The sequence below is a fragment of the Bacteroides sp. AM07-18 genome (assembly GCF_003602695.1).
Lineage (GTDB): Bacteria > Bacteroidota > Bacteroidia > Bacteroidales > Bacteroidaceae > Bacteroides > Bacteroides uniformis.
Genome location: NZ_QTLM01000002.1, coordinates 50,063 through 65,340 on the forward strand (window position 1 = coordinate 50,063; position 15,278 = coordinate 65,340).

The 15,278-nt window shown below is 47.7% G+C and carries 9 protein-coding genes; 8 read left to right on the forward strand and 1 reads right to left on the reverse strand.

Annotated elements, in window-relative coordinates; genetic code table 11:
* Positions 1-42: 42 nt before the first annotated feature.
* From DW096_RS03780 to DW096_RS03820, 8 genes are all read left to right on the forward strand, one after another.
* Positions 43-2,178, forward strand: coding sequence for a glycoside hydrolase family 32 protein (locus tag DW096_RS03780; RefSeq protein ID WP_005835606.1), 2,136 nt, complete (start codon positions 43-45; stop codon positions 2,176-2,178).
* A complete protein-coding gene (locus DW096_RS03785; protein ID WP_005826280.1) occupies positions 2,178-3,662 on the forward strand; it encodes a glycoside hydrolase family 32 protein in 1,485 nt (494 codons plus the stop codon). The genes DW096_RS03780 and DW096_RS03785 overlap by 1 nt, the downstream gene beginning before the upstream one ends.
* Positions 3,663-3,697: 35 nt before the next feature.
* A complete protein-coding gene (locus DW096_RS03790) occupies positions 3,698-5,731 on the forward strand; it encodes a glycoside hydrolase family 172 protein (RefSeq protein WP_227212870.1) in 2,034 nt (677 codons plus the stop codon).
* A gap of 4 nt (positions 5,732-5,735) precedes the next feature.
* The gene (locus tag DW096_RS03795) at positions 5,736-7,916 is read left to right on the forward strand and encodes a glycoside hydrolase family 32 protein (RefSeq protein WP_057281745.1); all 2,181 of its coding nucleotides are present in this window, start codon (positions 5,736-5,738) and stop codon (positions 7,914-7,916) included.
* Positions 7,917-8,049: 133 nt separating this feature from the next.
* On the forward strand, positions 8,050-9,864 hold the full coding sequence (locus DW096_RS03800; protein WP_117703677.1) for a GH32 C-terminal domain-containing protein: 1,815 nt from the start codon (positions 8,050-8,052) through the stop codon (positions 9,862-9,864).
* Positions 9,865-9,882: 18 nt separating this feature from the next.
* Complete coding sequence (locus tag DW096_RS03805; RefSeq protein WP_035449592.1) at positions 9,883-11,049, forward strand: MFS transporter; 1,167 nt, start codon at positions 9,883-9,885, stop codon at positions 11,047-11,049.
* A gap of 234 nt (positions 11,050-11,283) precedes the next feature.
* The gene (locus DW096_RS03815) at positions 11,284-12,171 is read left to right on the forward strand and encodes a carbohydrate kinase (protein ID WP_005826288.1); all 888 of its coding nucleotides are present in this window, start codon (positions 11,284-11,286) and stop codon (positions 12,169-12,171) included.
* Between the two features lie 71 nt (positions 12,172-12,242).
* Positions 12,243-15,002 carry a substrate-binding domain-containing protein gene (locus DW096_RS03820; protein WP_120028790.1) on the forward strand — a complete coding sequence of 920 codons (2,760 nt, stop codon included), beginning with the start codon at positions 12,243-12,245 and terminating at the stop codon, positions 15,000-15,002.
* Between the two features lie 62 nt (positions 15,003-15,064).
* Here the strand turns inward: DW096_RS03820 and DW096_RS03825 are convergent, their stop codons facing one another.
* Entirely contained in the window at positions 15,065-15,253 is a 189-nt protein-coding gene (locus tag DW096_RS03825) for a hypothetical protein (protein WP_005826290.1), read from the reverse strand.
* Positions 15,254-15,278: the final 25 nt, after the last annotated feature.

The following is a 15,278-nucleotide window of genomic DNA, read 5'->3' on the forward strand; positions in this document are numbered from 1 at the left end:
GAAACGTTTGTTTCCCTCTTTTCCTTTAAACAATCTTTTATTATGAAAAACTTTGCCTATTCTATATTAGGCTGTCTATTGCTTTCTTTGAATGCAGCTTTTGCTCAAAAAACATGGTCGTTTGACGGGCAGGACCCCTTACTTTCCTGTGACGGTAAGTCATTGTTGAATTTGTACACTATAAAGGAAATACCAGAATTTGTTACCGGAGTCGAAGGTAAAGCCCTTCGTACAGACGGGTATTCCACTTGGATGGATACAACCACGGAAGGAGATGTTTCGTCGTTGTCCGGATGGTTTGCTCTGGAATCTTATCCGACGGATACTGCTGCCTTTATGGGAATCAGAGACATGGCAGGAACATCTGTAGCGGTATGTGTAGACCGTTATGGTGAGCTGCTGTTGGGAATGGGGCAGAATGGCTCATACTCTTACTGTTCATTAAAGACAAAAGTCGACCGTTTCAAGTGGCTGCATGTGGTCCTTGATTTGAGTAATGAATCGGTTTGCCTGAATGGACAGAGGATGAGTGCAGAGGTATGGCCCCGGAACTTGCAGGATGGTGAAATGATGTTTCGGGTAGGTAAGGATTTCAGGGAAAAGAAGGTTTGGATGTACGATGTTACGGCTATAAACGGGTTGATTGACGGGATAAGCCTCACTCCCTTTTCCGATGATTCGTCTGCATGGAGAGACGAGATTGCCTTAGGATTGAAGAAGACTCCGGTTTTGGCTATTCCGGAAACCCGTTTTGCGAAGGACTTCAACCGTCCTCGCTATCATCTGTTGCCGGCTGCCAACTGGACGAATGAGACGCATGGTTTACTTCTTTATAAAGGTAAATATCATATATTCAATCAGAAGAATGCTTCTGCAATCTTCCTGGGACAGATAAATTGGGGACATTTCAGCAGTCCCGATATGCTTCATTGGACGGAGGAAAAGCCGGCTTTGACTCCTGATGCTGCTTATGACAAGAATGGAATATGGTCCGGGCATGCTGTTATCAATGATGACGGTATCCCCCAGCTGATATACACAGCCGGTGGAGACAAGATGGGAGTGGGTATTGCTTTTCCAAAAGATACTGCGTTGATAGAATGGGAGAAATATGCGGGTAATCCGGTTATTGCCGAGAAGCCTGCCGGATATACCCGTACGGACATGCGTGACCAGTATGTTTGGAAAGAGGGTGATATCTGGTATATGATTATCGGTTTCGGCATTGAGCAGACCGATACACCCCACGGGGCTTTGCTGCTTTATAAATCGGCGGACTTGAAGAGATGGGATTTTGTACATTTGCTGTTTGAGGGCAATCCGGAAGTGGATGACTCCGGTATTTTCTGGGAAATGCCGGTCTTTAAGAAGATGGGCGGCAAATATGTTCTTTTGGTGAATAGGGTTCCTCATAAAGGCATACCTGCGCGTTGCCAGTATTGGATAGGAGATTTCAAGAATGAAAAGTTTATACCGGACAACCCAGTCCCTCAAAATCTGGAGGTCATCAATCGCTTGCTGTCCCCCTCTGTTGTTGAGACTCCGGAAGGGGATGTTGCTGCCATTGCCATTATACCCGATGAAATAGGAGGGGAGGCCACTTATGAACAAGGATGGGCACATCTCTACAGTATGCCCAGAAGATGGCAGCTGAAAGATGGGAAACTATGCCAAACACCCCATCCCGTGATGAAACAATTGCGTGAACAACCGACGGTTTATTCCAGACAGGCATTGACTGCTGCGAAACCGTGCATTGTGAGCAGAAGGGAACATCAGCTTGAAGTCAAGGCGACTTTTTATCCCGGTGACGCAAAACGGTTTGGATTTACATTGTGTAAGAATCCGGATAATAGCGAATATAGCCTGATTTATTATGATGTGGAGAAGGAGGAACTTATTGTGGACCAGACGCATTCTTCCTTGCGTGCACACATTCCTTTGAAGATTCGTAAGGATCATTATCGGTTGGATACTGCTAAACCGGTGGAGATTCGTTTGTTTATTGACGGTTCTGTAGTGGAAGGATTTATTAATAACGAAGATGCGTTCACTACAAGAATCTTCCCTTTGAAAGAAAATAGTACGCTATTGGAGCTATTCTCTGATGGAAAAACAACGGAAGTTGCTGCCGAAGTTTGGAAACTGAAAGATGTAAAGGTAAAGATGAACTTTTAATGAAAATACAGAAAATGAAGATACCAGCTATATTGGGTGCACTTTTATTGGCAGGAACATTGTCTGCCGGTGCACAAATGAATTCAGACAGTTTATACAAAGAGCCGTATCGTCCTCAGTATCATTTCAGTCCGGAGAAGGGATGGATTGGTGATCCCTCGGGATTCATGTACTATCAGGGTAAATATCATATGTACTGGTGGGGCAAAGTCGAATCTACAGATTTGGTACATTACCAACAGATAACCCCTTATGCCATGACCGGAACGGATGACAATATCAGTTACTTCACCGGTTCTGCGGTCATAGACAAGAACAACACGGCCGGCTTCGGCAAGGGGGCTTATGTGGCGGCTTACACCGTTTTTGAGAAGGACTCCAAGAAACAGGCGCAGGGCATCTCTTTCAGTCATGACGGAAAGACATTTCATTATTATGAAGGTAACCCGGTTCTGGACCTTTGGAGTACGGAATTCAGGGACCCTACCGTCTTCTGGCACGAGCCGACCCAAAAATGGGTGATGGTTGTAGCCAAGGCCCTGGAGAAGAAAATAAAGTTTTATACCTCTCCTGATTTGAAGAGCTGGACTTGGACCAGTGATTTTGGCCCTGCCGGTGACAGTGAAAAGTCTTGGGAGTGCCCGGATTTATTCCAGTTGCCGGTTGACGGGGATTCTGACAAGAAAAGGTGGGTGATGGTCGTATCTGTAAACTGGGCGCAAGAACAATATTTTATAGGAGACTTCGACGGCACTTCTTTTAAGCTGATGGAGAACCATCCTGCAGAGCCTCTATATGTGGACAAAGGGCTGGACTTTTATGCATCCCGCACATTTCAGGATTTTGACGGAACGTTGGATTCCAAAATTTCGATGGGCTGGGTTGCAACCTGGGACTATGCACCGGTAGCTCCATCGAAGTATGGGAAGGGCTTCTGGTCCATTCCCCGTAATCTGGAACTGAAGACATACAAGGAAGGCGTGAGGCTGGTGCAGAAACCGGTGGAACAGTTGCAAACACTTCGCCATAAGCCTGCATCGGTGAAACGTGCTTTATCGGTGGGAACACAGAGGTTACCCGGCTTTGTTCCCGATGAGAATGTCTACGAACTCGATGCTTCGTTTTCTACTGACGTATCCAACACCTTTGGCTTGAATTTGTGTGTGGGTGAAGGGCGCAAAGTGGTGGTCAGCTATGATACGGATTCACATAATCTGGTGATTGACCGCACCCATTGCTCCGATGTGCAGATTCCTAAATTCAGCCGTATGGCATATGCCAGGGTGGAACCGGTAGATAATAAGATACGTTTGCATATATTTGTAGACAAATCGAGTATTGAAATCTTTGCCAATGACGGGAAGGATGTATTCACATTATTAACCTATCCGGGCGAGGCTCAAACCGGTATCGAACTTTTTGCGCAGAAGAAGGGGACGAAGATGGAGTTGGATGCCTGGATGCTTAAATCAATATGGAGATGAGGAATTTATTGTTTGCATTGCTGCTTTTGCCTTTGATGGCCTCTTGTGTGAAGGATACGGCACAAGTGACTTTGGACTCTTTGCTGGATGAAATGATATCTGTAGAAGAATCCGCACGTTATCCGCTGGTGCCATATCGTTGTCTGCAAGTCAGCAGTTATGACCGCTCCTCCGTGTCTCCCGATTCGCCGGGATGGTTTGCCAACAATGATGGCTATGGCATTGTCTGTACGGATACGGTTGATGGGAGAGTGGAACGTGTGATGTTCGATGAAAAGGGCCCTGGAGCTATTACCCGTATCTGGATAACCACAGTTGACAAGCGTGGGACTTGGAGATTTTATTTTGATGGCGAAAGTACTCCCGGATGGATAGTTCCTGCCTATGATTTGATGCGTTTCGGAATACCCAGGTTGGGTAGGGGACTGCTTCAACCCCACACCAGCTATACTCCGGACGGGAAAGGCGGCAATACTCTTTTCCTGCCCATCCCTTTTGCCCGGAGTTGTAAAATTACATTTGAAGACGAACCGGGCATTGCGCCTACTCCCAAATACTATCACATCAATTATCGCAAGTATCCCGAAGGAACTTCTGTGGAAACCTTCTCTGCGGCATCCGTAGCCCGCGTCGGTAAAAAGATTTCAGAGGTAGATGATGCCTTGCTGCATCCTGCATCCCGTTCCGGTTTGCAGGTGGACAAGAAGCGGCAGGTGCTCCAGCCGGGCGATTCTTTGTGGATTGACCTGCCGCAAGGGGAAAATGCGGTTTATGAAATCAGTTTCCAGCTCGCGAATGCAGATTCTACGGCTTATGCCCAACTGATGCGCAATCTTATATTTAAGGCTGATTTTGACGGCCGGTCTACGGTTTGGGTTCCTCTTTCGGATTATTCGGGAGGGGGTATGGGTGCTCCGGCTGTTGATAGCTGGTTCTTGTCTGCAGACGGACAAGGCAAGGTGGTGAGCCGCTGGCTGATGCCCTACAAGACAGAAGGCAGACTATTGTTACAAAATATCTCCGCACACACTGCAGACGTGAGTATGGAAGTGGGAACGGCACCTTTGCCATGGGGAGGGCGTTCCCTCTATTTCCATGCTTCCTGGCGCCAGCAGACCGGACTTCCGGTTTATGAGCGTCCGGATGATGATGCAAATTGCCGGGAGTGGAACTTTGCCACATTGACCGGACGAGGCATATACAAAGGGGATGTCCTGACTCTGTATAACCATTCGCGTGCCTGGTACGGAGAAGGGGATGAAAAGATATGGGTAGATGATGATGTTTTTCCATCGCATTTCGGTACCGGAACAGAAGATTACTACAATAGTTCGTGGGCTCCGGTCGTAATATTCCAAACGCCTTTTGGTGGCGCACCCCGTGCCGACCAGGCGAGTTCTCACGGTTATAATACATTCTTCCGTACAAGGAATTTGGACGGTATACCGTTTTCTTCATTATTGCGTTTCGACATTGAATTGTTGAGTTGGGTAAGGGGAACTGTAGATTATGCAACTACCGTTTACTGGTATGGAGATATGGGAGCGAAAGCTGTTGATACTTCAGGACTTGAGGAAGCAGCCCAAGACTTGCTACCCGTTCCCGGCGATTTATCTAAATATCGAAGAGAAAATAGCATAGAATTTGAGGAAACAACTCCAATAGCCTCTTCTCCATCCATTCATTTTGACAAGCAGAGTATGCTTGGTTTCGTTGACGGGCAATGGAGTGGAGGAACCCAACTCTTGTGTATTGGTGGAAAACCGGGTGATTCTGTAGAGTTTGAGTTCAATCAATTGGAAGACTGTCCTTATCAACTGGTGGTGTATGCCACGAAAGCTCCTGATTATGGCATAGTTTCTTTTTCCGTAAATGGACAAGATACACATATAAAGTGGGATGGATATGATACAAAAGTTACTCTTTCTGACCCTATTTCTTTAGGATGCTATAGTCCGGTGCGTGGAGCATTGACTTTGAAAATATCTTTGTCAGGAGCTAACCCAAAAGCTGTTGAGGAGAAGAATTTGTTTGGATTAGATGCTATACAACTTATGAAAAAACAATGATATTATGAAAGAGAGGATACTGATACTTTTACTACTGGCTACTGTTTGTAGTATGCAGGCACAAAATATTCACATGGCACTACGTCCGGATGATTTACTGATAGATAATTTTGAAGGAGATACTTTTGGAAACTGGATATTGGAAGGAAATGCTTTTGGCAATTCACCAGTTTCTATGGAACGTTTGTCAATATGGGGGGATAATAGGTTTGAAGGAAATCGGATGGCTTCTAGCTTTGTCAATGGAGATGCCGGTACCGGTGTATTGAAGTCACCTCTTTTCAGGATAGAACGCAGATATGTTAATTTTCTGATAGGTGGGGGTGTTGATTATCAGCGGGAGTATGTAGCCCTTTGGATTGATGGAAAGGAGGTGAAAAGAAGTACGGGGTATAATAGACGTGTCATGGAATATGAGTCTTGGGATGTTGCTGAATATATGGGAAAAAGTGCCCGGATTGTTTTAGTGGACCAATCAAAAGAGGGCTGGGGATTTATCAATGCCGACTGTTTCTACCAGTCTGATACCAAATTGGAAAAAGAAATTTTTGCGAAAAGAATGTTGGTAACTCACCGTTATTTGAATATTCCGGTAAAGATGGGAGCGGTTATAGAACAGATGGATATATGGATTGGTGATAAAATGGTACGTAATATGGAAGTGGAGCTTGGCGGCGATGAACCTGATTATTGGGTTACATTGGAGGTCAAGGATTGGATTGGGCAAGAATTACGGATAGAGGCGAGTAAGAGTCCTAATGTAGAGCAAGCTTTGAATCAATGCTTTTGTTCTGAAACTCCTAAGGAAGAGAACTTGTTTTATAAAGAACCGTTACGTCCTAAAGTACATTTTACTTCTCGCCGGGGATGGCTGAATGATCCGAATGGTCTGGTTTGGCATGAAGGGGAGTGGCATCTGTTTTATCAGCATAATCCCTATGGCTGTATTTGGGGTAATATGACATGGGGGCATGCTGTGAGCCGGGATTTGGCACATTGGACTGAGTTGGGGGATGTATTACATCCGGACTCGTTGGGACCTATTTTTTCCGGTTCGGTAGTTGTTGATAAAAAGAATACGCTGGGGTGTCAACAAAATGGAGATACAGTATTGGTTGCTGTTTATACTTCGGCAGGTGGATTCGGGTATCACACCCGGCATTTGCAACATTCACAAAGTATAGGATATAGTTTGGATAAGGGGCGTAATTGGGTTACTTTTTCCGGTAATCCGGTACTTCCCACGTTGGTCAGGTACAATCGTGATCCTAAGGTGACGTGGCATACGCCGACTGGCAGATGGATTATGGTATTGTACTTGGATAAGCAGGAGTATGCTATCTTTTCATCTCCCAATTTGATGGATTGGACTGAAACGGACCGTTTTAAATTAGAGGGGGCGGATGAGTGTCCCGACTTTTTTGAAATGTCCGTAACCAATGAACCTACTGTCCGGAAATGGGTCTTTACCGGGGCGAACAGTACCTATTTGGTTGGGAGTTTTGATGGATATCGTTTTCGGCCTGAGACGAAACCTGTAAAAATGGATAGTGGTACAAACTATTATGCGGTTCAAACATATAGTAATGCACCAGATGACCGAAGAATACAAATAGCATGGATGAACGGAAGTAATTTCCCGGATATGCCTTTCAATCAACAAATGTCCTTTCCGCGTGAATTAACATTACATCGGGTTGATAAAGGATATGTCTTAAAAAGTATGCCGGTAAATGAACTCGCTTTATTATATGGGAGAAAGTACATCTGGAAGAGTCTGGTAGTTGAAGAAAAGAATTGTTTCACGACAAAGTTGAATACTCCTGCCTTCTATCTGAAAACGGGTTTTGCTGTAGATAGTGTTGATGCGCAGATATTGGCTTTTGATATTAATGGTTTGAATTTGATTTACGATTCTGTCAAACAGATACTCACTGTTAAGAAAGAGAATGGGGAAACCTTGAAGCAGATGGTGCTAAAGCCCAATGAAGGAAGAATTGAATTGGATATATTGTCGGATATTGCTTCTGTAGAAATCTTCGTCAATCAAGGAGCACTGTCTGCTGCTTTCTATCATCTGATTGAAAAAAACACTCCTTCTGTCACCATATCAGTTGAAGGCGGACAAACAAAGTTGAAACAGTTGACAATTCATGAATTGAATTCTATGTATGTTCCCCAGTGACATACAGATACCTTTTTAAGGATGGAATGTAACATTTGTAGTATGCTTTGAAACAAAAAAGATAGTCTCCTGCTGCTTGGTGGCGTATCTTTGCATGCTAGAAAAACATAATTAATTTAATACCAACAGAAACATGATTCATTTAAAAGACTTTTGGCGGACAATCAGAAGGACGCTTACCGTATTTATATTAGGAACTACCGTGGCTGTCTTTACATGCCAGGCCATAAATCCTCCTTTCGTGATTAAACATCTGGGTGACGGACAGAGTATCGTCCAAATTGACGAGCAGAAGAAGTTTTTGCTGCTGCCGGTGGAAGAGGCTTCTCCGGAGGCAAAATTGTATATGATAGCGGACAATGATGTTGTACGCAGTATGAACGTGCGATTGGCAGTCAATAAGGTTGACTATTTTGTTCCGGTCGATTTGACCGGCTTCGATAATAAACATCTCTCTTTCAACTTCCAGCTTATTCCGGATTCGGCCTTATGCTGGGAAGAAATGAAACTGTCGGATGAATTCGATGTTTCGAACCGGGAGAAGTACCGTCCGGTGTATCATTTCAGCCCGGCTTACGGTTGGATGAATGATCCTAACGGAATGTTCTACAAAGACGGGGTCTACCATTTGTTCTACCAGCATAATCCCTACGGCTCCATGTGGGGGAACATGCATTGGGGACATGCCACCAGTACGGACCTCGTCACTTGGGAACATCACGGAGATGCTATTTCGCCCGATGCGCTGGGAACAATTTTCAGTGGCTCTTGTGTTGTCGACAAGGATAATACGGCCGGGTTCGGTGCCGGTGCCGTCATTGCTTTCTATACATCGGCAAGCGACCGCCAAGTGCAGAGCATGGCCTATAGCCTTGACAACGGAAAGACCTTCAAGAAGTATGCGCGAAATCCCATCCTGACTTCCACGCAGCGCGACTTCCGTGACCCTAAAGTCATCTGGCACGAAGATACCAAGAAATGGATCATGGTTCTTGCCGTAGGGCAGGAAATGGAGATATACTCTTCTGCCGACCTGAAGAGCTGGACGCTGGAGAGCAAATTCGGTGAAGGACAAGGTGCTCACGGCGGAGTCTGGGAGTGTCCCGACCTGCTTGAACTGCCGGTTGAAGGTACGGAACTGAAGAAGTGGGTACTCGTCTGTAACCTCAATCCGGGTGGACCGTTCGGTGGCTCTGCCACACAATATTTCGTGGGGACATTTGACGGAAAGAGATTCGTGAACGAGTCTCCCGCAGTGACGAAATGGATGGACTGGGGAAAAGACCATTATGCAACTGTCACTTGGAGCAATGCTCCTGCAGGACGTGCCATTGCATTGGCATGGATGAGCAACTGGCAATATGCCAACGATGTGCCCACCCGCCAATACCGTAGTGCCAACTCCGTGCCGCGCGACCTTTCGCTCTATACCTCGGAGGGTGAAACCTATGTAAAGGTAACCCCGTCTCCCGAATTGCTGAAACTGAGGGATAAAGGCAGCAAGAAGCGTGCTTTCAAGGTAGACCGCACGTATAATCTGGACAAACTGCTGAATGACAATTCCGGAACGTATGAAATCGAAATGACCATCAAGAACAAGGATGCGGATGTGATAGGATTCCAGCTCTTTAACTCGAAAGGCGAGGAGGTGGAGATGTACTATAACCTGGCGGAAAAGACGTTCACCATGGACCGTATCAAGAGTGGTGAGGTGTCGTTCAGCAAGGACTTCCCTGCAGTGACCGTGGCTCCTGTCGAGGGTGGCAATGAAATGAAACTCCGCTTGTTCGTAGACAAGTCGAGCATTGAAGCGTTTGGCAACGACGGACGTTTTGCCATGACAAATCTTGTATTCCCGTCGGAACCTTACAACCGCATCAGTTTCTATGCTAAAGGTGGAAGCTGCAATGTCACCTCGTTTACTGTGTACAAACTCGGATTAAAATAACAGATAATAATCTTCAGCATGGAAAATACTAAGAATTCTTCCTTGGCAAAGCTCTTTCCGGTCATGCTTTGCTTCTTCGCCATGGGCTTTGTGGATTTGGTGGGCATCGCCTCCAACTACGTGAAGGCCGACTTGAACCTGACCGACTCGCAAGCCAACATATTCCCGTCTCTGGTGTTCTTCTGGTTCCTCATCTTCTCCGTACCTACGGGTATGCTGATGAACCGCATCGGACGCAAGAAGACGGTGCTTCTCAGCCTTGTCATCACGTTTGCCTCTTTGCTTCTCCCGGTTTTCGGAGACGGCTATGTGCTGATGCTGCTCTCGTTCTCATTGCTGGGCATCGGCAATGCGCTGATGCAAACGTCGCTCAACCCGCTGCTTTCCAATATCGTAAGCGGCGAGCGGCTGGCAAGTTCGCTCACCTTCGGACAGTTTGTAAAAGCCATTGCTTCGTTTCTGGCTCCATACATCGCCATGTGGGGAGCTACGCAGGCCATTCCGTCTCTGGGCATGGGCTGGAGGGTGCTGTTCCCGGTCTATATGGTCATTGCGGTGATTGCCATTCTCTGGCTGAGCGGTACTTCCATCCGCGAGGAAAAGGAAGAGGGACGCCCTTCCACCTTCGGGGAGTGCCTCGCTCTGCTGGGCAAGCCGTTTATCTTTCTCTGCTTCCTGGGCATCATGTGCCATGTGGGCATTGATGTAGGTACGAATACCACAGCGCCCAAAATCCTGATGGAGCGTCTGGGCATGACGCTGGCCGATGCCGGCTTTGCCACCAGCCTTTACTTCATCTTCCGCACGGCGGGTTGCTTTCTCGGAGCCTTCATCCTTCAGAAGATGGCTCCCCGAACCTTCTTCGGCATCAGCGTGTTATGTATGTTGGCTGCGATGGTAGGGTTGTTCGTTTTCCATGAAAAGGCAATGATATACATCTGCATTGCCCTTATCGGTTTCGGCAATTCGAACATCTTTCCGGTTATCTTCTCCCAAGCGTTGCTTGCTATGCCACAAAAGAAGAACGAGGTTTCCGGCTTGATGATTATGGGGCTCTTCGGCGGTACGGTATTTCCGATAGCAATGGGCTTGGCAAGTGATGCTGTAGGACAAAGCGGTGCCGTGGCTGTGATGACGGTAGGGGTAGTGTACTTGTTCTTCTATATGCTGCGTATGAAGCGGTAATCTTTGTTCGCAGGCTGCGGACACATATCCCAAGGCTGCGGATATCTGTCCCAAGGTTGCGGATGTCTATCCCAAGCCTTGGGATAGAGATAATCCTTAGTTCTTAGAGACTTTTTAATAGATAATTGGCAACTTTTCATTCTATAGTTAGGAACTTTTTTATTAGGTTTGCAGTGGGTAGGACATTGAGTTTGCCGTGAATAAAATATATCATTCATTAAACAATATAATATTATGAATAAGATAATAGTAGGTATGGGCGAGGCTCTGTGGGACTGCCTCCCCGAAGGAAAGAAGATAGGCGGTGCTCCGGCAAACTTTGCTTACCATGCATCGCAGTTTGGTTTCGACAGCCGTGTGGTCAGTGCCGTAGGTGCCGATGCGGATGGGGACGAGATTCTGGATGTGTTCGCCCGGAAGGGGCTGCGCACGCAGATTGAGCGCGTGCCTTACCCCACGGGAACGGTGCAGGTGACGCTCGATGCCGTGGGCGTGCCGTGCTATGAGATAAAAGAAGGCGTGGCCTGGGACAACATTCCCTTTACCGACGAACTGAAGCGTCTGGCACTGAACACGCGTGCCGTATGTTTCGGCTCTTTGGCGCAACGCAGTGAAACAAGCCGCATCACCATCAACCGTTTTCTCGACACGATGCCCGATGCGGAGGGGCAACTGAAGATATTCGACATCAATCTCCGCCAAGGGTTCTATACCAAAGAGATACTCTGCGAATCCATGCGCCGCTGCAACATCCTCAAGATAAACGATGAGGAGCTGGTGACCATCAGCCGTATTTTCGGCTACCCGGGCATCGACTTGCAGGACAAATGCTGGATTCTGCTGGCTAAATATAACCTGAAGATGCTTATCTTGACTTGCGGAACGAACGGCAGCTATGTGTTCACTCCGGGAGTGGTTTCCTTCCAGGAGACGCCCAAGGTACCGGTGGCGGACACCGTTGGAGCCGGTGACTCGTTCACGGCAGCCTTCACCGCTGCCATTCTCAGCGGGAAGCAGGTGCCCGATGCCCATAAACTGGCGGTGGAAGTCTCTGCCTATGTATGTACCCAGAGCGGTGCCATGCCGGAATTGCCGGTGGCCTTGAAAGAAAGGCTGGCATAGATTTTTCTTATTCTTTTCACATTTTTCGTTATCTTTGCTCATCTGCAATCTTAAATCAGAGGAAAGTGAAGATGAGACAGCATAACCTTCGGATTTTATTCTTTCTGCTCGTGCTTTGGGGAGTGGCGGTTGCCTGCTCCCGGCGCGAGGCACGTTTCCGTATCGGCGTTTCCCAATGTAGCGAGGATGAATGGCGGCGCCAGATGAACAGTGAGATACTCCGTGAAGCCCATTTCTACGAGGATGTGGAGGTGGACATCCGTACTGCCGTCGACGATAATGACCGTCAGGCAAAAGATATTCGTGAACTGATAGCCGAAGGGGTGGACCTGCTGATTGTGGCCCCTAATGAAGCCACTCCGATAACTCCGGTTGTGGAGGAGGCATACAACCGGGGCATTCCGGTGATTGTAGTGGACCGTAAAATCCTTTCGGACAAATACACGGCCTACGTCGGTGCAGACAACTACGAGATAGGGAAAGCTGTGGGAGAGTATGTGGCCAATGTGCTGCATGGGCAGGGAGATGTGGTGGAAATCTCCGGTTTGGTGGGTTCCACACCTGCCGTAGACCGTCATCAAGGATTTGTGAAGGCTATATCCGATTATCCTGGTATCCGGTTGCTGGCCGCTGAAGACGGTGCCTGGTTGCAACTCAAGGCCGGAGAGAAAATGGATACCCTGCTGAGCCGCTTTCCGCATATCGACCTGGTGTATGCGCAGAATGACCGTATGGCGGCCGGAGCCTATGCTGCCGCTGCCCGCAAGGGGCGGGAGAAGGAAATGCGGTTTATCGGCATAGACGCCCTGCCCGGCAAAGACTACGGAGTGGAGAAAGTGCTTGCCGGCGAACTGGATGCCACGTTTATATATCCTACCGGTGGCGACCGCGTGATGCAGATTGCCATGGATATCCTGAACAAGCGTGATTTCCCCCGTGAAACTATCCTGGGCACTTCCGTCGTCGACCACGACAATGCTCTCATCATGAAGATGCAGACCGCCCACATCGGCACCCTGGATGGAAAGATAGAAACCCTGAACGGAAAGATAAACCAGTATTTGGCCAGTTATGCCACGCAGCAGGTTGTCTTGTACGGCAGTCTGTCTGCCCTATTGTTGCTGGTCGGTTTGTTGGTGGCTGTCTACCTCTCCTTGCGTGCCAAGAACCGGTTGAACCGTGAGCTGTCCATGCAGAAAAAGAAACTGGAAGAACAGAAAACTCAGTTGATACAGCAGAAGGAACTGTTGGAAGTGCAGAAGTCGCAGTTGGAACAGCTTTCCCATGAACTGGAGGAGGCTACGCATGCCAAGCTGGTGTTCTTCACGAATATTTCGCACGATTTCCGTACTCCGCTGACGCTGATAGCCGATCCCATAGAGCAGCTTCTTGCCAACCGCACCCTCGACGGACAGCCGCGCCAGCTCCTCGAGCTGATGAAAAAGAATGTGCATATCCTGCTTCGCCTGGTCAACCAGATACTTGATTTCCGAAAGGTGGAGAACGGGCGCATGGAGCTCCATCTCGAACCTTTTGATTTGCTCGACAGTTTCCGGGGCTGGAACGACTCTTTCCGCATGGCGTTGCTGAAGAAACATATTGCTTTCAGCTTTGAGGCATCTCCCGATACGGACTTCCGGATGATGGCGGATGCGGAGAAGATGGAGCGCATTTACTTCAATCTCTTCTCCAATGCCGTGAAGTATACGCCGGAGAACGGGAAAATCACCGTACGGTTGTTAAAGTCGGAACAGAACTACAGTCTGTCCGTCTTCAATTCCGGCAGCTACATTTCTTCGACCGATGTGGAAGCCATCTTCGAGCGCTTCTATCAAGTGGACGGGCATCAAGCCGGTACCGGTATCGGACTGGCGCTGGTACGTGCCTTTGTAGAGATGCATGGCGGTAACATTACGGCACGCAGTGACGAGAAAGGCACTACTTTCATCGTTACTTTCCCGCAGCAGGATGTTTCGCAGTACCATCCCACCATAGTGACGTTGCCTGCCGAAGAGCAGGACGTGTCGTCCACCTTGATAGATACGGAAGTGAAAGCAGGCGAAGAGGTGGTTGAGGCCGATTGTCCTACTGTGCTGGTAATTGACGATAATGCGGATATCCGCAGCTATGTGAAGTCGCTGTTATCGAACGAATTTCGTGTATTGGATGCGGCGGACGGGGCAGAGGGTATCAGGCTGGCCATGAGGTATGTGCCGGATGTGATTATCTCGGATGTAATGATGCCCGGTATGGATGGTGTGGAATGCTGCCGCCGCTTGAAGGGAGAGTTGCAGACATGCCATATCCCGGTGATTCTGCTGACGGCCTGCTCGCTGGACGAACAGCGTATCCAGGGCTATGATGGCGGTGCCGATTCTTATATTTCCAAACCATTCAATTCGCAGTTGCTCTTGTCTCGTGTCCGCAATCTTATTGCAAACCGCCGTCAGTTGAGGCAGTTCTTCGGAGATAACCAGACTATCGAGAAGGAAGCCATCAGTGATTTGGATAAGGGTTTCGTCTCCCGCTTCAAATCGCTTGTCGAGGAGAGGATGAAAGATGCGGAACTCAATGTGGAGGATTTGGGACGGAATATGGGTATGAGCCGTGTGCAGCTTTACCGTAAGCTGAAATCGCTGACCAACTATTCGCCGAATGAGCTGCTGCGCCAGATGAGGTTGAAAAAGGCTGCCTCACTGCTTGCCTCCTCTGACATGACGGTAGCGGAGATTGCCTATGAAGTGGGCTTTTCGTCACCTTCCTATTTCACGAAATGCTATAAGGAACAGTTTGGGGAGAGTCCTACCGAGTTTCTGAAAAGAAGGGGATAGCTGTTGTCTATCCCCCTTGTTCTTAATACACGTCTGTTTACTTCTGTAAATGATACTGGAACTTATTTCAGTATTTGAGGCAGGTTTTCCCTTCCCCAGAAGTAGTAAACACAGATTCCAATCCAGCTTGTGAGCAGGATGATAATTGCAACTAATAGTTTCTTCACGCCGTCTACCGGCCACTTCATGATTTCAAGTACGGCTTTGACACACAGAACCACACCGATAATCCAAATGATAAATCCAATCATAACCTGTGATATTTAGTATTGTTAA

What these genes read in the sequence shown, in the direction of transcription:
- DW096_RS03785 (WP_005826280.1), top strand. Translation starts at nt 2,178, where the DNA reads ATGAAAATACAGAAAATGAAGATACCAGCTATATTGGGTGCACTTTTA.
- DW096_RS03825 (WP_005826290.1), bottom strand. Translation starts at nt 15,253, where the DNA reads ATGATTGGATTTATCATTTGGATTATCGGTGTGGTTCTGTGTGTCAAA.
- DW096_RS03795 (WP_057281745.1), top strand. Translation starts at nt 5,736, where the DNA reads ATGAAAGAGAGGATACTGATACTTTTACTACTGGCTACTGTTTGTAGT.
- DW096_RS03790 (WP_227212870.1), top strand. Translation starts at nt 3,698, where the DNA reads ATGGCCTCTTGTGTGAAGGATACGGCACAAGTGACTTTGGACTCTTTG.
- DW096_RS03805 (WP_035449592.1), top strand. Translation starts at nt 9,883, where the DNA reads ATGGAAAATACTAAGAATTCTTCCTTGGCAAAGCTCTTTCCGGTCATG.
- DW096_RS03820 (WP_120028790.1), top strand. Translation starts at nt 12,243, where the DNA reads ATGAGACAGCATAACCTTCGGATTTTATTCTTTCTGCTCGTGCTTTGG.
- DW096_RS03800 (WP_117703677.1), top strand. Translation starts at nt 8,050, where the DNA reads ATGATTCATTTAAAAGACTTTTGGCGGACAATCAGAAGGACGCTTACC.
- DW096_RS03815 (WP_005826288.1), top strand. Translation starts at nt 11,284, where the DNA reads ATGAATAAGATAATAGTAGGTATGGGCGAGGCTCTGTGGGACTGCCTC.
- DW096_RS03780 (WP_005835606.1), top strand. Translation starts at nt 43, where the DNA reads ATGAAAAACTTTGCCTATTCTATATTAGGCTGTCTATTGCTTTCTTTG.